The 20,953-nt window shown below is 63.9% G+C and carries 14 protein-coding genes and 1 pseudogene; 9 read left to right on the forward strand and 6 right to left on the reverse strand.

Features of this window, described 5'->3' with window-relative positions; translation table 11 throughout:
- The 7 genes and pseudogenes from RMR13_RS11270 to RMR13_RS11305 all read left to right on the forward strand — a co-directional run bounded on the left by RMR13_RS11270 (position 1) and on the right by RMR13_RS11305 (position 8,776).
- Positions 1 to 444 (forward strand): response regulator, encoded by a 444-nt coding sequence (locus tag RMR13_RS11270; RefSeq protein ID WP_310600728.1) that lies wholly within the window; start codon positions 1 to 3, stop codon positions 442 to 444.
- Positions 441 to 2,378, forward strand: a complete 1,938-nt coding sequence (locus RMR13_RS11275) for a response regulator (RefSeq protein WP_310600729.1) — start codon at positions 441 to 443, stop codon at positions 2,376 to 2,378. Before RMR13_RS11270 ends, RMR13_RS11275 begins: the two co-directional genes overlap by 4 nt.
- 319 nt (positions 2,379 to 2,697) lie before the next feature.
- A pseudogene (locus RMR13_RS11280) lies at positions 2,698 to 4,313 on the forward strand (catalase).
- A 199-nt stretch (positions 4,314 to 4,512) separates the two neighbouring features.
- Complete coding sequence (locus RMR13_RS11290) at positions 4,513 to 5,685, forward strand: efflux RND transporter periplasmic adaptor subunit (protein WP_310600730.1); 1,173 nt, start codon at positions 4,513 to 4,515, stop codon at positions 5,683 to 5,685.
- A complete protein-coding gene (locus tag RMR13_RS11295; protein ID WP_310600731.1) occupies positions 5,682 to 6,359 on the forward strand; it encodes an ABC transporter ATP-binding protein in 678 nt (225 codons plus the stop codon). The genes RMR13_RS11290 and RMR13_RS11295 overlap by 4 nt, the downstream gene beginning before the upstream one ends.
- A gap of 4 nt (positions 6,360 to 6,363) precedes the next feature.
- A complete protein-coding gene (locus RMR13_RS11300; RefSeq protein ID WP_310600732.1) occupies positions 6,364 to 7,572 on the forward strand; it encodes an ABC transporter permease in 1,209 nt (402 codons plus the stop codon).
- Positions 7,573 to 7,576: 4 nt separating this feature from the next.
- Positions 7,577 to 8,776, forward strand: coding sequence for an ABC transporter permease (locus tag RMR13_RS11305; RefSeq protein WP_310600733.1), 1,200 nt, complete (start codon positions 7,577 to 7,579; stop codon positions 8,774 to 8,776).
- Positions 8,777 to 8,807: 31 nt separating this feature from the next.
- On the opposite strand, the gene RMR13_RS11310 is transcribed toward RMR13_RS11305, so the two are convergent.
- From RMR13_RS11310 to RMR13_RS11330, 5 genes are all read right to left on the reverse strand, one after another.
- Positions 8,808 to 10,934: an LTA synthase family protein gene (locus RMR13_RS11310; protein WP_310600734.1), complete on the reverse strand. Its 2,127-nt coding sequence runs from the start codon at positions 10,932 to 10,934 to the stop codon at positions 8,808 to 8,810.
- 210 nt (positions 10,935 to 11,144) lie between these two features.
- Positions 11,145 to 12,839, reverse strand: a complete 1,695-nt coding sequence (locus RMR13_RS11315; protein WP_310600735.1) for an NAD-binding protein — start codon at positions 12,837 to 12,839, stop codon at positions 11,145 to 11,147.
- A gap of 186 nt (positions 12,840 to 13,025) precedes the next feature.
- Complete coding sequence (locus RMR13_RS11320; protein WP_310600736.1) at positions 13,026 to 13,538, reverse strand: nitroreductase family protein; 513 nt, start codon at positions 13,536 to 13,538, stop codon at positions 13,026 to 13,028.
- A 72-nt stretch (positions 13,539 to 13,610) separates the two neighbouring features.
- Positions 13,611 to 14,246: a flavodoxin family protein gene (locus RMR13_RS11325; protein ID WP_310600737.1), complete on the reverse strand. Its 636-nt coding sequence runs from the start codon at positions 14,244 to 14,246 to the stop codon at positions 13,611 to 13,613.
- Between the two features lie 196 nt (positions 14,247 to 14,442).
- Positions 14,443 to 15,510, reverse strand: coding sequence for a (Fe-S)-binding protein (locus RMR13_RS11330; protein ID WP_310600738.1), 1,068 nt, complete (start codon positions 15,508 to 15,510; stop codon positions 14,443 to 14,445).
- A gap of 270 nt (positions 15,511 to 15,780) precedes the next feature.
- On the opposite strand from RMR13_RS11330, the gene RMR13_RS11335 reads away from it, so the two are divergent.
- A complete protein-coding gene (locus RMR13_RS11335) occupies positions 15,781 to 16,794 on the forward strand; it encodes a serine/threonine protein kinase (RefSeq protein WP_310600739.1) in 1,014 nt (337 codons plus the stop codon).
- A 195-nt stretch (positions 16,795 to 16,989) separates the two neighbouring features.
- Entirely contained in the window at positions 16,990 to 17,262 is a 273-nt protein-coding gene (locus RMR13_RS11340) for a hypothetical protein (protein ID WP_310600740.1), read from the forward strand.
- 151 nt (positions 17,263 to 17,413) lie between these two features.
- Here RMR13_RS11340 and RMR13_RS11345 read toward each other — a convergent pair whose 3' ends face one another.
- Entirely contained in the window at positions 17,414 to 20,950 is a 3,537-nt protein-coding gene (locus RMR13_RS11345) for a PAS domain S-box protein (protein WP_310600741.1), read from the reverse strand.
- Between the last annotated feature and the right edge of the window lie 3 nt (positions 20,951 to 20,953).

The raw sequence follows: 20,953 nt of genomic DNA on the forward strand, positions 1-20,953 counted from the left end.
ATGCGCAACAAAACCATTCTCCTGGTTGAGGACAACCCCCAGGACGAACTGCTGATCCTACGGGCCTTGAACAAGGTCAACATCGCCAACCGAATAGACGTGTTCCGCGATGGGCAGCAGGCCGTCGATTTCCTGCTCAACCGGGGCGAGTACCTGCAGTCGCAACTGTCCGAACTGCCGATGGTGGTGCTGCTCGACATCGGCCTGCCGAAGTTGTCCGGGCTGGAAGTGCTGAAAATCATTCGGACCAACTGGCGCACCAGACTGCTGCCGGTGGTGGTCCTCACCTCCTCGGACGAGGAGCGCGACCGGCAGCGGAGCTACGAGACCGGTGCCAACAGCTTTGTCCGCAAACCGCTGGATTTCGTCGAACTCGCCGACGCGGTGTCGCGGTTGAGCACCTACTGGCTGTCCATCAACGAACCGCCTGTAAATCGCCCATGACCCCCTTGCGCATTCTGCTGATCGAAGACGAAGAGGCCGACTATCTGCTCATCTCCCACCATCTCCGCAACAGCGGCCTGGCCGCGATCTTGCACCGGGTCAAGGACGGCCCGGAGCTGGAAGAAGCTCTGGAAACGGGCGGCTGGGACCTGGTCCTTTCCGACTACAAGGTGACCGGGATCGATTTCCACGACACCCTGCGCCGGCTCGCCACCCGCCTGCCCCATGCCCCTGTCTTGCTTGTTTCCGGCAATACCGGCGAGGAAACCGCGGCGGAGCTGCTGAAATCCGGGGTGACCGACTTCATCCTCAAAGACAGCCTGGCCCGCCTGATTCCGGCCATCGAGCGCAGCCTGAACGAGGCGGCGGAAAAAAGGCGGCGGGAAGAGGCTGAGGCGCAGCTTCGAAAACGGGAAGAGGAATACCGGCGGCTTTCGCTGGCCTACCGGGCCCTGCTCGACAATGTCCCGGACGGCATCGTCCATCTCTCGCCGGAATTGAAGGTCCGCTGGGTGAACACCGCCGCCCGGCAGATGTTTTGCCTGGGTGAGGATGCGCTCACCGCGGACTCCCCCTGCTATACCACATTCTGGCAGCACGACGGGCCCTGCCCTTCCTGCCCGGTGGTGGACTGTCTCACCTCGCATCGCAACGAAATCGGCTACTTGGTCCCGCGGGGCGACAATCGGGAATTCGAAATCCGGGCGATCCCGATCACCAATCACCAGGGCGGCATCGAAGGCATCATCGAGATCGTGCGCAACATCACCGACCACCGCAGGCTGGAGGAACAATTCCGCCAAGCCCAGAAGATGGAATCCATCGGCACCCTGGCCGGCGGCATCGCGCACGATTTCAACAACATTCTCTCGGCCATCCTCGGCTATGCCGAGATCGCCCTGGACGATCTGGCCGAGGAGCATCCGGCCCGGAAAAGCGTGCACACCATCCTCGAAGCAGGCTTGCGCGCCTCGCATCTCACCAAGGACCTGCTCATGTTCAGCCGCAAGCAGGCCTCCCGCAAGGAGCCGGTCGACATCAACCAGCTGATCACCCGCATCGAGAAATTCATCCGCCGGGTGATCGGCGAGGATATCCAGTTCGAAACCCGCTTGGCCAAGGAGGAGCTGAGCGTCTTCGCCGACAGCCACCAGCTCGACCAGGTGCTGATGAACTTCGCCACCAATGCCCGGGACGCCATGCCGGGCGGCGGCTACCTGACCATCGCCACCGAGCGGCTGAAGCTCGACCAGAAGTTCGTCGACCGACACGGTTTCGGCCATCCGGGTTCGTATGTGCGCATCGCGGTCGCCGATACCGGCAAGGGCATGGACCAGCGGACCGCGGCCAAGATTTTCGATCCCTTCTTCACCACCAAGGAGATGGGCAAGGGCACCGGCCTGGGCCTGTCGGTGGTCTACGGGATCGTCATGGAACACCAGGGCCACGTCGTGGTCGAGAGCGAGCCGGGCAAGGGCGCGACCTTCATGGTCTATCTGCCGCTCAGTGAGGAATCGCGGCAGGAGGAGCAGGGCAAGGACCGGCGGGAACGCGTCCGGGGCGGCAGCGAGACCATTCTTCTGGCCGAGGATGAAGGCGCGGTGCGGCAGCTCTATGTAAGGGTGCTGGAGCAGTTCGGCTATTCGGTTCTGACCGCGGTGAACGGAGAGGAAGCGGTGCGCCTTTTCACCGAGCAGCATGACGGCGTCGACCTGCTGGTTTTCGACCTGGTCATGCCCAAAATGAACGGCAAGCAGGCCATGGATGCCATCCACCGGATAAAACCCGAGGTGAAAGGGATTTTCATCAGCGGTTATGCTCCGGAGAACATTCAGCAAAAAAAGCTGTTGGACGTGCACACCGAAATTCTCTACAAGCCCGTCTCGCCCAAGGAACTGCTGCGCACGGTGCGCACGATCCTGGACGCCCCCTGATGGCGGCCCGTCCCAACCTTTTTTCTCCCCCAAGATGTGCCGGGCGATCCGGCCATCCTTTCTCGCTCGCGCTTTCCCGCCTTCCCGTTTTAGGCCGTAAGTCCGCGGCCGCGTCTTTTTTCGGCCGACATCAAAAAACAAGGGACAACGCCGCACCATATCGTAAGTAATATTACATATCGCTCGATAAAATAGCACTCTGGTCATAGCGAGGCATACCCCGGCGAGGCTGTTGGCCGCTCGACCGGTTGTACCTTGATGTTTGCCGGGTCGACCGGACCCGGTGGGATCAACCCTCACTTCCAAGGAGGCACATGCGATGCAAGACGACCACCGCACCCCCACCACCACCGATGCCGGCATCCCCGTTTCCAACGATGAATACTCGCTGACCGTGGGACCCGACGGCCCGATTCTGCTGCAGGATCATTACCTGATCAAGCAGATGGCCAACTTCAACCGGGAACGGATTCCGGAACGCCAGCCCCATGCCAAGGGCGCCGGCGCCTTCGGCTTCTTCGAAGTGACCGAGGACGTCAGCGCCTTCACCAAGGCCGCGGTGTTCCAGCCCGATACCAGGACCGACACCCTGATCCGGTTTTCCACCGTGGCCGGCGAACGCGGCAGCCCCGACACCTGGCGCGACCCGCGCGGCTTTGCCCTGAAGTTCTACACCAGCGAGGGAAACTACGACATGGTCGGCAACAACACGCCGGTCTTCTTCCTGCGCGACCCCATGAAATTCCAGCATTTCATCCGTTCGCAAAACGCCGGGCGGACAACGGCCTGCGCGACCATGACATGCAGTGGAATTTCTGGACCCTCTCGCCCGAATCGGCGCACCAGGTCGCCTGGCTGATGGGCGATCGGGGCATTCCCAGATCCTGACGGCACATGAACGGCTATTCGAGCCACACCTCTATGTGGGTCAATGCCCGGAGCGAACGCTTCTGGGTGAAATATCATTTCAAGACCGACCAGGGAATCGATTTCCTCATTCAGGAAGAGGCGGATTACCTGGCCGGTGTGGACGCCGACTATCACCAACGAAACCTGTTCGAGGCCATCAGGCGGGGGGGAATATATCAGGCGGGGGGAATATCCCAGCTGGACGCTGCAGGTGCAGATCATGCCCTTTGCCGACGCCACCATCTACCGATTCAACCCGTTCGACCTCACCAAGGTCTGGCCGCACGGGGACTATCCCCTGTACACGCAGTGGGACGGCTGACCCTCAATCGCACTCCCACCGATTTCCATATCGAGATCGAACAAGCCGCGTTCGAGCCGAACAACCTGGTGCCGGGGATCGGTCTCAGCCCGGACAAGATGCTGCTGGCCCGCCTTTTCGCCTATGCCGATGCGCACCGTGCCCGTCTGGGCGTCAATTACAAGCAAATCCCGGTCAACCGGCCGAGATGTCCGGTGCACAGCTACAGCAAGGACGGGGCGATGCGGGTGGAAAACGTTGCCGATCCGGTCTACGCGCCCAACTCCAAGGGCGGTCCCCAAGCGGACGGGGCGCGCTATCCGCAGGTCGAGGTCTGGCATGCCAGCGGCGACTTTGTTCGCGCCGCCTATACCCCGCGCAAGGACGACAACGACTTTGTCCAGGCCCGAGCCCTGGTGCGGGACGTCATGGACGATTCCCAACACGGCCGGCTGGTGGCCAATGTGGTCGGCCATTTGAAAAAAGGGGTTTCCGCACCCGTGCTCCAGCGGGCGCTGGAATATTGGCGCAACATCGACCGGGAAATCGGCGACCGCATCGCCAATGGTGTCGAGGGCAAGGGTGCCGAGGGCGGAACCATGGTCATCCGGCACTTGCCGGGAAGGCGCATATCATCGCCAGCGCACCCCTTGGGTCCAGCAAGAAATCGCGGGCGGGACAACCTCGGGCCATGCGGCCGTGGCCCCGCCCACTGTCCGCCGTGAACGGCACCGAAGCGCCAACCACAAAAAATTCTTTGTCTTTTCCCTGAAATCCTTTTAGACAACAATCAGTCTCGTTCGCTCCAAGCCCTTGCCGACGGTTGGGCAGCTTCCCGCCGCCGGTTCGGCGCACCGGGCCGGATCGCACGAGCCCGGCCCCTGGATGCCGCGTTTTTCCGTTTACCGATGCCCCGGACCTTTCGTGAAAAAAATTTTCCTGTTCGTTCTCCTGCCGCTGGCCATTGCCCTTTTTGCCGGCTACCGCTACCTGACCAGGGAAATCCCGGTCAAGGTGACGGTGCAAACCGTTGACAGCGGCCCGGTGGAGGCCACGGTGGCCAATACCCGGGCCGGCACGGTCAAGGCCCGGCTGCGGGCCAACCTCACCCCGGCCATCGGCGGCCAGATCGCCGCGCTCAACGTGCGCAAGGCCGACCGGGTCAAGGCCGGCCAAATCCTGCTCACCCTGTGGAACAACGACCTCCAGGCGGATTTGCGGCTGGCCCAGAGCGAGGCTGTGGCCGCCGCGGCCGCGCACCGGGAATCCTGCCTGCTGGCCGATCTCGCCGAAAAGCAGGCAACGCGCCAAAGTGAGCTGATCAGGACCCGTTCCACCTCGGAAGCGCTGTACGACGAGGCCCAGGCCACGGCCCGGGCTCGGCGGGCGGGTTGCGAGGCGGCCCAGGCCCGGCAGGCGGAGGCCGCCGCCCGGATCGACGCGGCCAAGGCCACCCTGGAGCGGACGATCCTGCTGGCGCCCTTCGACGGCATCGTGGCCGAGGTCAACGGCGAGGTCGGCGAATACTTGACCCCCTCGCCCCCCGGCATCGCCACCCTGCCGGCCGTGGACCTGATCAACATGGAATCGCTGTACGTGGCCGCGCCCATCGACGAAATCGACACCGCCCAGATCCGGCCGGGCATGGCGGCGCGGATCAGCCTCGACGCCTTTCCCAAGAAGCATTTCCCCGGCCAGGTCCGCTCCATTTCCCCCTATGTGCTTGAGGTGGCCAAACAGGCGCGCACCGTTGAAATCGAGGCCGATTTCGCCGATGGCGCCGCTCCGCCCAACCTCCTGGCGGGCTACAGCGCCGATGTCGAGATCATCCTCGACACCAGGCCCGAGGCGGTGCGGGTGCCCACCGAGGCCGTGCTGGGCGACGGGACCGTCTACGCGGTGGACCCGGCGACCCAAAGACTGCACCGGCTGCGGATCGAAACCGGCCTGTCCAACTGGAAATTCACCGAAGTGCGGACCGGGCTGCGGCCGGGAGCGGTGGTGGTGACCACCATCGACCGCCAGGGCCTGGCCGACGGCGTGCTGGTCGCGGCCGAACGGGCCGACAGGGCTGACAACGAAGCGGTTGCCAAATGATCGAGCTGCGCGAGGTCAGCCGCCTGTTCACCGTGGGCGGCCAGGAGGTGCGGGCCATGGACCGGGTCTCGCTGGATATCGCCTCGGGCGAATATCTGTCGATCATGGGGCCTTCCGGTTCGGGCAAGTCGACCCTGCTCAACATTCTCGGCCTGCTCGACACGCCCGACAGCGGCACCTATCTCCTGCAGGACCGGGACGTCACCCATCTCAACGACCGCCAGCTGGCCGCCACCCGCAGCCGCACCATCGGCTTCATCTTCCAGTTCTTCCACCTCATTCCCCGCCTGACCGCCCAGCAGAACATCGAATTGCCCCTGCTGCTGGCCGGGGTGCCCCAACGGGAACGCCGCGAACGCAGCCGCCCCCTGATCGAGGCCTTCGGCCTGGCCGAGCGGTGCCATCACCGGCCGGACGAACTGTCCGGCGGCCAGCGCCAGCGGGTGGCCATCGCCCGGGCGGTGATCAACCGGCCCGCCATTTTGCTGGCCGACGAGCCCACCGGCAACCTCGACCGCCACGCCGGCGGCGAGATCATCGACCTGCTGGAAGGGCTGCACCGGGACGGACTCACCCTGGTGGTGGTCACCCACGACCCGGAAATCGGAGAGCGGGCCGCGCGCCGCATCCGAGTGGTCGACGGCCGCATCGCCAACGATTCCAAGGGGCCGTAAAACCGTGCGCCCCTTGGATGCCATCGGCTTTGCCGTCACCAGCCTCGGCGGCAACCGGGTCCGCACCCTGCTGATGCTGCTGGCCATGGCCATCGGCGTGGCGGCGGTGGTGCTGCTCACCGGCATCGGCAACGGCGCCCGGCTTTACATCGTCGACCAGTTCGCCTCGCTGGGCACCAATCTGGTGATCGTCATCCCCGGCCGGGCCGAGACCGCGAGCAACACCCCGGCCACCCTGGTGGGCGAGACGCCGCGCGACCTCACCCTGGACGACGCGCGGGCGCTGGCGCGCAGCGAAACCGTCCGCCGCCTGACTCCGCTCAGCGTCGGCGAGATGACCATCGCCTGGCGGGGCAAGGAGCGGCAGATTCCGCTGTTCGGCTCCACAGCCTCCCTGCTCGAAATCCACCATCTCCGCCTGGAACGGGGCACCTTTCTTCCGGAAGAGGATATGGAAATCGCCCGGCCGGTCTGCGTGATCGGCGCCAAGGTCTACCGCGAGCTGTTCGGCCAGCAAAACGCCCTGGGCGAGCTGGTGCGGCTGGGCGGCTTTCGTTGCCGGGTGATCGGCATTCTCGGTTCCGAGGGCCGCTCGCTGGGCCTGGACACCGAGGAAATGGTGATCGTGCCGGTGGCCTTTGCCCAGATGCTGCTCAACACCGAAGGCTTGTTCCGCATCCTGATCGAGGCCAGGGACCTGGCAACGATCGACCGGCTGAAGGCGCACATCAACGCCACCATCGCCAAGCGCCACTACGGCGAGGAGGACGTGACCATCATCACCCAGGATTCGGTGCTGGCCACCTTCGACAAGATCCTGCAGGTGCTGACCCTGACCGTGGCGGCCATTGCCGGCATCAGCCTGGTGGTGGCCGGCATCCTGATCATGAACGTGATGCTCATGGCGGTGGCCCAGCGCACCGCCGAAATCGGCCTGTGCAAGGCCCTGGGCGCGGGACGGCTGCAGATCATGGCCTTGCTGGTCACCGAGGCCCTGCTGCTGTCGGCGATCGGCGGCCTGGTCGGTCTGGCCCTGGGCTTTGCCGGTTCCTGGCTGGCGGTGCAGTTCTACCCGACGCTCAACACCACCCCGCCCTCCTGGGCCATTGCCGCCGCCTTCGGCACCGCCCTGGGAACCGGCTTCCTCTTCTCGCTCCTGCCGGCCCGCCGGGCGGCGCGGCTCGATCCGATCCAGGCCCTGGCCCGCCGCTGACGCCATGGATATCCGCGACCAGATCGGCTTCGTCACCACCTCCATCCGGGCCAAGCGGCTTCACTCGGCGCTCACCGGCCTGGGCATCGCGGTGGGAATCGCCGCGGTCATCCTGCTCACTTCCATGGGCGAGGGCCTGCAGCGCTTCGTCCTGTCCGAATTCACCCAATTCGGCACCAACCTGATCGCCATCACCCCCGGCAAGGTGACCACCATGGGCGCCTCGCTGGGAGTGATCGGCTCCGAACGCCTCCTCACCCTGGAGGATGCCGAGGCCCTGCGGCATCTGCCGGGCGTCGAGGCGGCGGTACCCATGGTCCAGGGCAACGTCGAGGTCAAGGCCGGCACCCGCACCCGCCGGATCACCGCCTACGGCGTCGGCCCGGAGATGGACCGCGCCTTCCGCATGTACGTGGGCAGCGGCCACTTCCTGCCCCCGGACGATCCCCGCACCGCCCGGCCCTTCGCGGTGCTCGGCCACAAGGTGGCCCGCGAACTCTTCCTGGACCGCAATCCGCTGGGCGAACGTTTCCAGATCGGCAATCAGCCGGCCCGGGTGATCGGGGTGATGGAACCGAAAGGGCAGATCCTCGGCTTCGACATGGACGACACGGTGTACATTCCGGCCATCCGCGCCCTGGATCTGTTCAACCGCGACGGGTTGATGGAAATCGACATCCTCTACCGCGAGGGGCTGGATGCCGACGAGGTGGTGGCGGCGATCAAGCGGCTGTTGCTGGCCCGCCACGGACAGGAGGATTTCACCGTCACCACCCAACAGCAGATGCTCGAGGTGCTCGGCTCGGTGCTGGGGATGCTCACCGTGGCGGTGGGGGCTTTGGGGGGGATTTCGCTGCTGGTGGGCAGCGTGGGAATCTTCACCGTGATGACCATTGCCGTGCGCGAGCGGACCGGTGAAATCGGTCTGCTGCGGGCCATCGGCGCCACCAGGGCCCAGGTCCTGGGATTTTTTCTGCTCGAGGGCACCCTGCTGGCCGGACTGGGAGGCGCGGCCGGGCTGGCGGCCGGGCTGGCCTGCGCAGCCACAGCCAAGTTCTTCGTACCGCTGCTGCCGGTGCACACCCCCTGGAGCTTTGTCGTCCTGGCAGAACTGCTGGCCATGGCCATCGGCATCCTGGCCTCGATCCTGCCCGCCCGCCAGGCGGCCCTGCTCGACCCGCTCGAAGCCCTGCGCTCGGAATGATCCCTGCCCCGGCCCGCGACCGCTACCGGCGTCAGATCCTGTTCCGGTCGATGGTCACGGTGAAATCCTCCAGCTTGACCAGGCCGTTCTTGCCCTCGCCCACCAGGAAAAAAGAAAAGGATTGGCGGGGTTTGGGATTGTAGAAGGAGAATTCCACCTTGCCCTCCTGGCCGGCATGGAGAACGGGAAAATTGTCGAAGGGGATGTCGTGGCTGTCCTCATTCCATTCCTTGATCAGCAGGTTGAGGTTGATCCCCCTGGACGGGGCCTTGACCGCCTTGACCCGGACCGAAACATGCACGGTCGATTCGGCCGGAAAATCGAGGTACTGCGCCCCGACCAGGTTCTCGGACCACTCGCTGCCGATTTTTTCCGGCAATTTGCGCACCTCGCCCTTGGCGAACTGGAGCACCTTGGAGTTCGGATGCGCCAGCAGCTTGTTGTCCAGGGTCTGGGCGATGGCGAAAATCCGGCTGCCCTCGCTCTTGTTGTCCCGACGGAAATCCGCAGGCGGGTCGCCGAGGATGCTGGCGGCCCGCCCTCCCCGGCAGCCGCCGTTGTCGGTGCATTCGAAGCGTTTGCCGCCCGTCAGCCAGCGCAGCTTGGAGGCGGTGAACGACACCATGTCGCGTGATTGGTCGTAATCGCGGAACAAGCTGCGGCCGATGACCGAGGGCGGGATTGCCAGCCCCAGGTAGTCGAGGACCGAGGCGGTAAGGTCGACCAGGCCGTAGCCGCCGACCTTGATCCGCGGCAGCTGCTGCTTTTCCGGCGCCAGCACGATGCCCAGCCCCCAACTGCTGATCCAGTCCGCCAGATCGGAGCCGTGCGACTCGTCGGAGGTGACGATCACCAGGGTGTCCTTGAGCACCCCGTCGCGGCGCAATCCGTCGATGAACCGGCCCACCACCCGGTCGAGTTCGGCAACGCTTGCGATCTTGCGCGAGGAATAGCGTTCGGCCGCCTCGTCGGTCACCCCGTAGGGCTGATGGGTGCCCACGGTGAGCAGGGTCAGCATCCAGGGCGCGCGCTTCTTGCGCAGATTGTTGATGTACTGCCGGGCGCCGTTGAAGAAAACCTCGTCGATTACCCCCCATTCGAACGGAAAAGGATTGGCTTCGGTGAACCACCCGCTGCCGTGGACCTTCTGGAAGCCGATGGATTCCATGACCTTGTCCTTGGCCATGAACTGAAGGCCGGAGGCCTGGAGGAAATGGGTGGACCAGCCGCCTGCCGCCATCTGCGCCGGCAGGCATTCCCCGGCCCGGGAAGCATTCTGGAGCAGTTCGAAGGCCTTGGGCGTCTCGTAGGAGAGCTTGCTGTAGTCGCCGCAGAGCATCGAATAGAGGCCGCGGATGGTCTGGTGGCTGTGCACCGTGAAATCGGGGACGAGCATCCCGTCGGCCGTGCTCGCGGCCAGGTTGTCCATGACCAGTTCGTCGGTCTCCACTCCCATGGCCCGCCGCATTTCGGGGTGGTAGAGGCCGGTGATGCCTTCGAGCACGACGATCAGCACGTTTTTGGCCTGTCCCTTGCCGGCAACCAGGGTCCTGCCTTCCAGATCGAGCTGGCGAAGCCCGGCGGGCAGCGCGTCCTCGGTTATCGGCCCCGTCTCCTCGCGCAGCGCCTCGGTCAGGGCATCCTCGACAAACCAGTGCAGGCCGTTATAGCGGGCGGCCACGGGCTGTTCGTCGTTTTGGCGGCTGGCCATGCCCTGTTCCAACAGCAGGCAGAAGGCCATTGCCAAGCCGAGGGCCAGGGCGCGGTTTCCCCAGCGGCGAGCGGGCTTGACCGCGACCAAAAGCGCCGCGGCTACCAGCAGGCCCACAAGCCAGGGCGAGGAAAGCCTGAAGCCGTCGATGCTGGCGCTGACAAAATCGGGATCGGCCAGATAGCGCAGGTCGTGCCAAGTCGGCAGCCGCTGCAGGGCGGCAAACAGCTCGACGGCCGCCGCCTGGAACAGGGCCCAGATCAGGGCGAGCGGTAGGCGCAGCCAGGGCGGGCAACTCCGCGCCAGGGCAAAGAAGAGGACGCCGACGCCAACATCGGAAAACAGGCCGACCGGTTCGCTCAAGCCGTTTTCCCACAACCGGCCGACGGCTGGCAGGCAGCAGGCCGCGATCAGGGCGACCGACGACACATGGTCTATTTTTTTCAATAAAAAAGCCTTCATACGAACAAAAGCGAGGCAGAGGGCCGGATTGATTGCGGCAAGTTGACGCCCCGGCTGCGGCGGCCGCGTGCCGGGTCAGGAGGCGGTGCGATGACACGGGTTCGGGAGGATGATACACCCCTGTCCAAGAGATGCAACGGAAAAGCGGCAGCCGGATAACTAAACGTCAGAATTGGGAAAAAGCAAAATCACCGTTCAGGTGTCGGGATATTTTTCGGCAAAGGCTTTTTCCGAGGCCGCAGTGCCGATCATCAGCAGTTCGTCCTCCGGTTCGAGCAGTTCGCGGGGGTCGGGGTTGATACGCCGGTGGCCTTGCCGGAAGATGGCGATCACGCTGCAGCCGGTGCTCTCGCGGATGCCGCTGGTCAGGAGGCTTTTGCCGATCAGGAGCAGATGCACCCGGCAGCGGAAAATATTGAGCCCCTCGGTGAGCATCAGCACCCGGCCGGGGGTCAGGATGTTGATGATGGTGTTGGCGGCCATGGAGGCGTGCGACATCACCAGGTCGGCGCCCGCGGCGTGGAGGACGTTGATGTTGCGATCCAGGGTCGCCCGACTGATGATCTGGATGTCCGGCCGCAGCCGGCGGCAGTAGATGGTGAGGTAGATGTTGACGTCGTCGTTGTGGGTGGTGATGAACACCGAGGGCGCGGTTTCGATCCCGGCCTTGATCAGGATCTGGTGATCGGCGGCGCTGCCGATCACGCAATGTTCGCCCTCCTCGCTGATCCGGCGATTTTTTTCGACGATGCGGTAGGCCACGCCCTGTTGCCGCAGGGCACTCACCGCGGACTTGCCCACCCGGCCGCCGCCCAGGATGAGGGCCGGCGAGGCGACGATGGTCTCGGTCTCCCCGATAAAGGCGCCATAGGCGGCCAATTGGCTCTCCGCGCCGGCCAGCACCAGCACCGTGCTCGACTCGATCACCGTTTCCGGGTGCGGCAGGGTGAAGTGGCCGCGGTTCCACAAACCGACGATGGTGATGCCGGTGGCCTGGCGCAGCCCGAGCTGCCGTACCGTCTTTCCCACCAGGTGGGTCCGCATGGCCAGGGCCTCGGCGATGACCAAATCCTCGAAGCGGCCGATGACGTTGGCATGGGTACGGGCCCCCAGGGTACGCCGGGCCAGCGACCGTCCCAGCATGTTCATGAATTGGAAGACGCGGCTACAGCCCGCCAGGGCCAGGATATCCACCGAATCGTCGAGGTCGGCGTTGGCGACGATGGGCACCTGGGGGGCGATCTCCCGCACGGTGTAGACGATGCTGGTGTTCTTCATGTCGTCGTTGAGGGCCACCACCAGGGCGGCCCGCTCGACATGGGCCCGGCGGTAGGTTTCCGAGTCGTCCAACTCGCCCACCAGCACCTTGTAGCCCTGATCGACCAGGTCGAGCGCCTGCTGCACCTCGGGTACCAGCAGGATGTACTCGTGCCCGTACTGCTTGAGCCGCTGCACCAGGGCGATGGCAATGGGGTCGTAACAGGTGATGATGACGTGGTTGCCGATCTCCGCCGGCAGATGTCGGGGAACCCGCGACTTGTTCTGGGCCTCCAGCCATGGGGCGTAGAAAAACTGGATAAAGGTGAAGGGCAGCATCACCAACAGGAAGATGATCCCGGACAGCAGCACGACAATGGAAAACAGTTTGCCCAGGTCGCTGTCGAAGGTGATGTCGCCGAACCCCAGGGTCGACATCACGGTCAGGGTCCAGTACAAGCCGGTAATAGCGGAATAATAGCGGCCTTCGTGGGCCATGATCACATGGAAGAGGTAGCTGTAGATCACCATGATCAGGATCAGGAACAGGGTGAACTTGACCAGCGAGCGGATATTGCGGCGCGCCCGTCCGTCTTGGAGCAGAAAGAGAAACTGGGAGGCGAGGTATTTCATGCCGGCCGGGGGTGCATATCTTCGGGTTGATGGTCAGGAAAGGCGCGTCAAGGCAGCGCCGCCGGAAACGATCGCGTCGGACGGTGTGGCCGGAACCGATGGGCCCGATTGTACAACCCGATCAGCCATTTGCAAGCTTTGCAAGCATTACGGCGGATTTCTGCCGTGTTGCCGACGGGCGGGACGCTACCATCTTCCCTGGTGCACCCGCTCCGGCTTGCTGCGGTTGACCGCGGAAAACGATCCGGCCGGCCACCCCACCGGAATCAGGGCGAACGGCAGGACCTGCTCGGGGATGGTCAGCAGTTGGCGGAATCCCGCCATGCGCTCCTCGATCGGGTACACGCCCACCCAAACCGTGCCCAGCCCGAGATCGCGCGCCGCCAGCAGGGCGTTTTGGGCGGCGGCGCTGCAATCCTGGACCCAGAAATCCGGCCAGGGACAGCCGGCGGCGGGATCGCCGCAGATGAGGATCGCCGCCGGTGCCGTGCGCACCATGTCGCTGTAGGGGTGGAAATCGGGGATGCGGTCGAGCTGCTCTCGGTCGGTGATCACCACGAAATGCCAGGGCTGCTGGTTGCCCGCCGAGGGCGCCAGCATGGCCGCCTCGATGATCGTTTGGATATGCTCGTCGGCAACCAAAGCATCTTGGAACCGGCGGATGCTTCGCCGGGTGGCAATGGCTTCTCGAAGTTCCATGGGACCTCCTGGGAATTGCGGTGGACGAACCCGGCGGCCGGCCGGACGACCGACGGAACGCCGGGCGCGGCTTCAGCGGATGAAATTCATCCAGACCTTGCTCTCCTGCGCGGGCGGGGCGATCGTGCCCTTGCCGTGCTCGACCAGGCGCAGCAGCCAGGCCATATTCCGGCCCAGGGTCCGCATGATCTGGACACCTTCCTCGTCCTTGGTGACCTCACCCGGCCGGGCACCGTGGATCACGTTCCAGTAGTTGGAGGTCGGGATCAACATCTCGGAATAGCAGAGGAAATTATTCAATTGGTTGAAGGCGGGCAGGCCACCGGAGCGGCGCACCGCCACCACTGCGGCCCCGACCTTGTGGCGCAGCATGCTGCCGTTGCTGCCGGCGACATAAAAAGCGCGATCCAAGAACGACTTCATGGTTCCGGCCACGGCCGAATAGTGGACCGGCGAGCCCAGGAGAATGCCGTCGGCGCCTTTCATCAACTGAACCCACTCGTTGACCGGATCGTCGGTCTGGATGCACTGTTCGTTTCTCTTCTTGAAACATTGGCCGCAGGCCAGGCAACCCCGGACCGCCTTGTTGCCGACGTGGGCGATCTCGGTGGCAATACCTTCCTTTTCCAACTCGTCGGTGACCATCTTGAGCGCGTGCCAGGTGTTGCCCTTGGCATTGGGGCTGCCGTTGAATGCGACGACTTTCATCTCGTCTCTCCTTTTGGTGTCTGTGTGGTCTGGGGGGTACGGTCCTTCCCTTTACCCTTATGGCGCCATTAATGCGTCATTAGTCGCCAGACGTCAATGACCTCCTGTTCCGGAACAGCATTTCCTCGGGGAACGTTCGACCCCGGCTCCTTGCTTCCACCCCGACCATGGCAGACGCTTGCTAAGGCGACTCGAGTCATCGTTGCAGCATCCGCCGCAAGCGGCCTTTGAGCCGCAACCGGTTCCAGTAGGTGAACGGCGGTTGGGCGATGTCCAGCGCGCCGCGCAACCCGGCCTCGGGCCGAAAGAGCAGGTCGGCAAGGTGGACGGTCGGGGTGAAACGGTTGAGCGTGGAGGTGCAACCGCAGCAGGCGGCCACCAGCAACCGGCCGGCAGCGGCCTGGGTCCGCAGACTGGTCCATTGGCCGGCCAAGCCGGGATCGATGCAGCCGACCGCCCCGCCTTCGCCGCAACACACCGTCCGCGAATCCTGATGCGCCATCGGCACGATCCGGTAGCCCAGATCGGCCAGCAGTCCCCGGACCGCGGCCTGGAAGGGTCGATCGTGGCGCAAGGAACAGGGATCGTGGATGCAGATCTCGGCCGCGACAGCCGGAGCCGGAGTCCCGGTGCCGGCGGCATGCAGCTCCTCCCACACCGTGCGCACGACAAGCCCCTCGCCGTATTGCCGCAACATGCCGGTGCAGCTGGGGCAGGCGGTCAGCACCGTGCGGATGCCATGCTGCCGCAACAGCTCAAAGGTTTTGCCCAAGCGCGTCTTGCAGAAATCCAACCGCCCCAAATCGTGGGACGGCTTGGCGCAGCAAGCCAGTACCATCCCCACGCTCGGCAGTATCCGGCGCAACCGCGCCAAGATGGAGACGGTCGCCTCCGGTCGCGTTCCAGGCAGAGCGCATCCGGGAAAAAACACGGTATCACAGCCCGGCGGTATGCCGCTCCAGGCCAGCAAGGAAGAACAGCCCAGCCGTTCGTAGAGCAGAAGGCCGCGATACGGCCGGCAGTCGAGCCCGCCCTCGGCCGCATGGCGGCAACGGATCGTCCGGAAGAGACGGCAGGGATCGAGCCCCTCCGGACACACTGCGGCACACAGGCCGCACAGGCTGCAGGCATAGGCCAGGACGCGCTGGCCGGCGGCAATGGCCTTCGGCGTGCCGTGGCGCCGCAGAAAGGCGCAATGCTTGACGCAGGCGCCGCATTCGGTGCACTGTTGCCGGATAAGGTTGGCGATGCGGTCGCATTCCATGGCGTGGGCAGTTTGGTCGCATGCGGGCACCGGATGGGCTGTTCATGCCCGGAACTGGCGCCGCATTCAGTACATTGTCCCAGCATGGGCGATTTCGCCCCGAATTGCAACAGGGGTGCATGGGTCGGGAGCGTCATCCGACGGGTTTTCCATGGAACCGCGACCCTTTTTGCCGCGAATGTGGTAGGTTGGCCGCATCGGTCGTTGCCGTCGAACCCGCGCTGCCGGCAGGTTGGGCGAAATCGTTTAGCTCATCGAATGAGGTCCGCCATGGCTGTCCCCTCCCCTGCTCCTTCCCGCGCCGCATTCCACGGCCTGACTCCCGAACGAATTCTGGAGGCGGTCGAAACGGCGCTGGGGACCGCCTGCACCAATCTCTGCCGGCCATGCAACAGCTACATCAACCGGGTCTACGAACTGGAAAGCGCCACGGGCGAGGGCCTGATCGCCAAGTTTTACCGGCCGGGACGATGGCCCCTGGCGATGATCCAGGACGAGCACGATTTTCTGCGCGAACTGGCCGAGGAGGAAATCCCGGTGGTCGCGCCGCTGCCCCTGCGGCAAGGCGGCACCATCGGCCGCTGCGGCGCCATCTTGTTCGCGGTGTTTCCGAAAAAAGGCGGCCGCTCGGTCGATGAATTCACCGAGGAGCAATGGCTGGCCGTCGGCCGTCTGCTCGGCCGGATGCACATGGTGGGAGCGCGGAACGCGGCAACGCATCGCTTTTGCCTCCATCCGGCCGCCACCACCGCGGCCCAGGTGGCGTATATCAGGGAAAGCGGCCTCGTTCCCGCCGATCTGCTCGCACCTTACATCCGGACCGTCGACCGGCTGATCGCCGCCATCACCCCTCTGTTTTCCGGGCTGGAGACCATCAGGATTCACGGTGACTGCCATTTCGGCAACCTGGTGTATCGCCCGGAGTCTTCTTTTCTCCTGATCGATTTCGACGACATGGTCGTCGGGCCGCCGGTGCAGGATTTCTGGATGCTGCTGCCGGGCCGCCTGGACGACGCCCTGTTGGAAGCCGATCTGCTGATCGAGGGCTACGAAACCTTCCGCCCCTTTGTCCGGAGCACGCTCCGGCTGATCGAACCCCTGCGGGCCATGCGCTTCATCCACTATTCGGCCTGGTGCGCCCACCAGGTGGTTGAGGACGGGGCCACGGCGGTGGTGCCGGATTTCGGCTCCCCCACCTATTGGCGGACGGAAATCGACGACCTCGACGATCAGCTGAAACGGATCGAGCAAGGCAGCCGGTTGACCGATAACCCCTGGGGATAACAGATAATCCCCCACCGGACCCGATGGCGACCGAGACTGCGGAAAAGACTTTCACAATTGGCCCGAGTCCGGTACATTTTGCCCGGCCCGCTTCAAGGGGGCCAACGCCGAAACCACCAGCCATCGTCTGCGCCCGCCGCCGCATGCCGCGACGCCCCGGCCCAGGCGTCAACCATCATCGCAGGAGTACGAATCATGAAGAAAGCATGCGTCCTTGCCGCCTACGCCGTCGCCGCCCTGACCCTGGCCGGCTGCGGCGCGGCCACCATCGCCCCTAATTACCAGTCGACCAATCCCGACCTGATGCGCATCGGTGGCGACACCCCGGGCCAGAAGGAGCCGGAAACCATCAACATGGGCTCCTATTGCCTCCAGGTGATCGACAAATGGAAGACCGACGGCAAGACCCCGGACGGCCAGATGATCTGGACCAAGGACAGTTTCCGCAAGGTCATTCCCTGCCGCTGAACGCGGCCCTGCAAGCCGGCACCCGCTTCGGCACCCCCGGTGCCGCGTTCCCGCTCGCCTGTCTGGCGCTGCACCGCAACGCAAAAAAAACGGGTTGTTGTTCCCACGAACAACAACCCGTTTGCCCATCCCCGCGCCAACCGGCCGGCGATCACTCCTCCGGTTCGTCCAGCCGCGGCTCGTCTTCTTCGTCCTCCACCTCCAGCCAGGGCAAGGAAATTTCGAACCGGGTACCATGCCCCGGGGTGCTGGTGATCGAAATCCTGCCGTCCATCCGGGAGAGCGATTCGTGGATGATGGGCAGCCCCAGCCCGATGCCGCGCCGCTGGCCGACATTGCTCCCCCGGAAAAAGGGATCGAAAATCCGCTCCAGATCTCCCTGTTCTATGCCGATGCCCTGGTCGGCCACGGTCATTCGCAGCCAGTCGCCCGCCTTGACCAGCTCCAGCGACACCTGTCGGTCCGGCGGAGTGTACTGGAAGGCATTGGCCAACAGGTTCTCCAGCACGCGGCGGTAGAGAGCCGGATCGATCAGCAGCAGGCCGCATTCCTCGCCGATGGCAACGATGAACTCGTGCCCCGCAGCCTTGGCCGCCTGCGTCTCCTCGGCAATGGTCCGGCTCAGCATACCGATATCGCAGGGAACGGACTCCGCCTGTTTTCCTGTTTCTCGCTCGACATTGCGATAGGCCAGCAACGATTCCGCCAGGTCGGTCAGTTGTCTGGTGGCACTGCGGATGTGGCGTTTTTGCGTTTTTCGTTCTTCCTCGTCGAGCTGCCCGCCGTAGCGGTCCAAAATATCGAGGCTGCTTTGCAGCAGGCTGAGCGGAGTGCGGAATTCATGGGCCGCCGTGGACAACAGCTTGGTTTTGGCGTGATTGGCGGCCACGGCCGCTTCCCGCGACCGTTGCAGTTCTTCTTCCACGTGCTTGCGATCGGTGATGTCGCGGGAAACGCCGAACAGACCGATAATGGCGCCGGAGGCGTTGCGGACCGGCCCCTTGGTGGAAAGGAAGATGTATTCCTGATTCGCCAGCGTTATGGATTCCTCGTAGGTCCAGACCTCGCCCGATGCCAGGATGCCCCGATCCCTTTCCATAAGTTCGTCCGCTTGCTTAGACGGGAAAAAGGCCCGGTCGTCCTTGCCCAAAATTTCCGACTCCAAATGGCCGAAACGCCGGCTCGCCGCCCGGTTGCACATCAGATACCGCCCGGCCCAATCCTTGATGTAGACCGAATCCGAAGTGGACTCGGTCATGGAATGGAGCAGGGCCTGGCTCTCCCGGAGGGAATCCTCCAACCGCTTTTTCTCGGTGATATCGTGGACAATGGAATGCAACACGATTCGCCCCGCGATCTGGATCGAACTGAAGTATTCCTCGACGTCGCGGATTTCGCCGGAGGCCAACCGATGGCGGAACTGGAACGCCTCCCCCTGCCGCTCCTTGACCATGGCCAGCTTTGCCCGGATCTCCGCGCGATCGAGGACATTGATCTCGCTGACATGCATGGTGATCAACTGCTCGATGGGATAGCCGTAAAAGTCGCTGGCCGCTTTGTTGGCGTCGATGATGCTACCGTTGTCGGGATCGATCAGCAATTTGACCGAATGGCTGTCGGCGAACAGGGCCTGGAACAATTCCGCCCGCTCCCGGATCGCCTCCTCCATCAGCTTGCGCTCGGAGATGTCCTGAATGGCCCAGATGCTCCCCTGCGACGAATCGGCGGGATCGACCGCGCGGCCGGAGATCCGGACATAAATCAAGTTGCCGTCCTTACGCTGCAGACGCAGCTCGCCTTCGTAGATCAGGCCCTGGGCGAGAACGGGGGAGGTGGCTTTGCCCAGGTCTTCATATTCTGCCAGGGACGGAAAAAACCTCCTGGTGCTTTTCTGGTACACTTCTTCCCAAGGATAGCCCAGCATCTCCTCAAAACCTTGATTGCACCAGATCAGTTTGCGGTCGATGTACTTGGCGATACCGATCGGCACCGTGCCCAGAAGAATCTGCTGTTCGCGGCTCAGATCGCGCAACTGCGCCTCGGCCAGCTTCCGCGCGCTGATATCGATGTGGAATCCGGTCATGAGCAAGGGTTTTCCTTCCTCGCTCCACTCGCTGATCCGGCCCCAATCCTGGACCCATATCCAGTGGCCGTCGCGGTGCCGCAGCCGGTATTCCTGGTCGTAAAGCGGCCGGGCGCCGGCAAACAACTCGTCCAGCTGTTTCTGCAAAACAGGCAAGTCGTCCGGATGCACCGATTCCCGCCATGCCTCGGTCTTCATCGCCATCTGATCAGCCAGATGGTATCCGGCCATTTCGGCCCACCGCTCGTTGTAGATCAACTCTCCGGTCTGGATATTCCAATCCCAAATCCCCGCCATGGCGGCCTCGACCACGTGGGCCAATCGCTCGTTGGTGGCTTGGACGTTTTTCTCGGCAACCCGCACCTGTTCTTCTTCCTGGCGGAGCTTGGCTTCGACCAAAACGCTCCGGGCCCGGTAGCGATGTGTCATTTGCCCGACCAGCGACACCAGCAGGCCGCTCAGGACAAAAAAAGTCAATTCCATGACCAGGGTAAATACATTAAACGGCGCGTCTTTCGGAGAGGCCAGCCAAATCGAGAAGGTCAGGGAGCCCGAAAGCAGGGTGGTCATGATCCCTGGCAATGAACCGCCCATCAAGGCGGCCAGGGCCACCGCGAAGCAGAAGGTCACATAGGAAACGTCCTGTCCCAGGTTCTGCAAAAAAAACACACGGAGCACGGCCGCTCCGGAAGAACAGGCAACGGCGACCGCGAAGGAAAGCAGCCAACGCTGTTTCGGCGCGAACACATCCTCCCGCGACAGGGTGTGTTCCGGGCTGAATCCAGGCCATGACCGAAAAACAGCGGCCAGCATGTAGAGGGCGCTGCAGTAATGCGCGCTTCGAGCGGCCCAACTCGCCGGGGTGCCGGTGACTTTCGGCAGCAGCAGGCCGGTGAGTCCCGCTGCCATCAACACAAGGGCCAGACTGTACCAGCGGAGAAAGGGGGGCATGTCCCGGCGGCCCGCCAGAAAGAGGAGCAGGGCCGCGAGCAGGAACATGCCGATGGCCGAGCCGAGCACCAGGTAGCGGGTCGCGGTGCCGCCCTGGCCAAGGACGAAGAAGAGAGGGGTCCAGTGAGATGAGGAGGCGATGATGAGCAATGCCAAAATCGCCGCCGTCCCCACATAGGTGACGGTCAACCAGGTGCGGGGACGGGCAACCGGCTCCATCCGGATGCAGGAGATGGCGGCGCCGGCCAGCTGGGTGATGGCGGCCAGCCAGGCACAGGTATTGTGCTGGGTGACCAGGGTGTTGATATCGAGGACGGGAATATCGTTGCCGAGAAAGATCGACAGCACGAAAATCAATCCCGCCGTGCCCCAGAAAAAGGCACCGCAACTCAAAAGCAGCATGCCGGGACTGCCGTTGCGGACAAAGCTCCCGCCCATCCAGACCGCGACGAAAATCGCGACCAGGGCGCCGAACAGGAAACCGGCCCCCAACAGCCAGGTGTGCTCGTAGACCACCCGCTCCTGCATCGGCATCAGCAGCAAGACCGCCAGCCACACGGCGAGCACGGGCCAATGGGCCTGGCGTTCGAGCGACATGCAGACCGGCAGGTATTTATTCAGCGTCGGGGGAAAGCGGAGAGGAAGACTGACCATGGA

The sequence above is a fragment of the Desulfobulbus sp. genome (assembly GCF_031547805.1).
Classification (GTDB): Bacteria; Desulfobacterota; Desulfobulbia; order Desulfobulbales; family Desulfobulbaceae; genus Desulfobulbus.

Bases quoted from the DNA above. Each gene is read 5' to 3' on its own strand.
- RMR13_RS11270 (WP_310600728.1), top strand. From the start codon at position 1: ATGCGCAACAAAACCATTCTCCTGGTTGAGGACAACCCCCAGGACGAA.
- RMR13_RS11275 (WP_310600729.1), top strand. From the start codon at position 441: ATGACCCCCTTGCGCATTCTGCTGATCGAAGACGAAGAGGCCGACTAT.
- RMR13_RS11295 (WP_310600731.1), top strand. From the start codon at position 5,682: ATGATCGAGCTGCGCGAGGTCAGCCGCCTGTTCACCGTGGGCGGCCAG.
- RMR13_RS11305 (WP_310600733.1), top strand. From the start codon at position 7,577: ATGGATATCCGCGACCAGATCGGCTTCGTCACCACCTCCATCCGGGCC.
- RMR13_RS11315 (WP_310600735.1), bottom strand. From the start codon at position 12,839: ATGAAATACCTCGCCTCCCAGTTTCTCTTTCTGCTCCAAGACGGACGG.
- RMR13_RS11320 (WP_310600736.1), bottom strand. From the start codon at position 13,538: ATGGAACTTCGAGAAGCCATTGCCACCCGGCGAAGCATCCGCCGGTTC.
- RMR13_RS11325 (WP_310600737.1), bottom strand. From the start codon at position 14,246: ATGAAAGTCGTCGCATTCAACGGCAGCCCCAATGCCAAGGGCAACACC.
- RMR13_RS11330 (WP_310600738.1), bottom strand. From the start codon at position 15,510: ATGGAATGCGACCGCATCGCCAACCTTATCCGGCAACAGTGCACCGAA.
- RMR13_RS11335 (WP_310600739.1), top strand. From the start codon at position 15,781: ATGGCTGTCCCCTCCCCTGCTCCTTCCCGCGCCGCATTCCACGGCCTG.
- RMR13_RS11340 (WP_310600740.1), top strand. From the start codon at position 16,990: ATGAAGAAAGCATGCGTCCTTGCCGCCTACGCCGTCGCCGCCCTGACC.
- RMR13_RS11345 (WP_310600741.1), bottom strand. From the start codon at position 20,950: ATGGTCAGTCTTCCTCTCCGCTTTCCCCCGACGCTGAATAAATACCTG.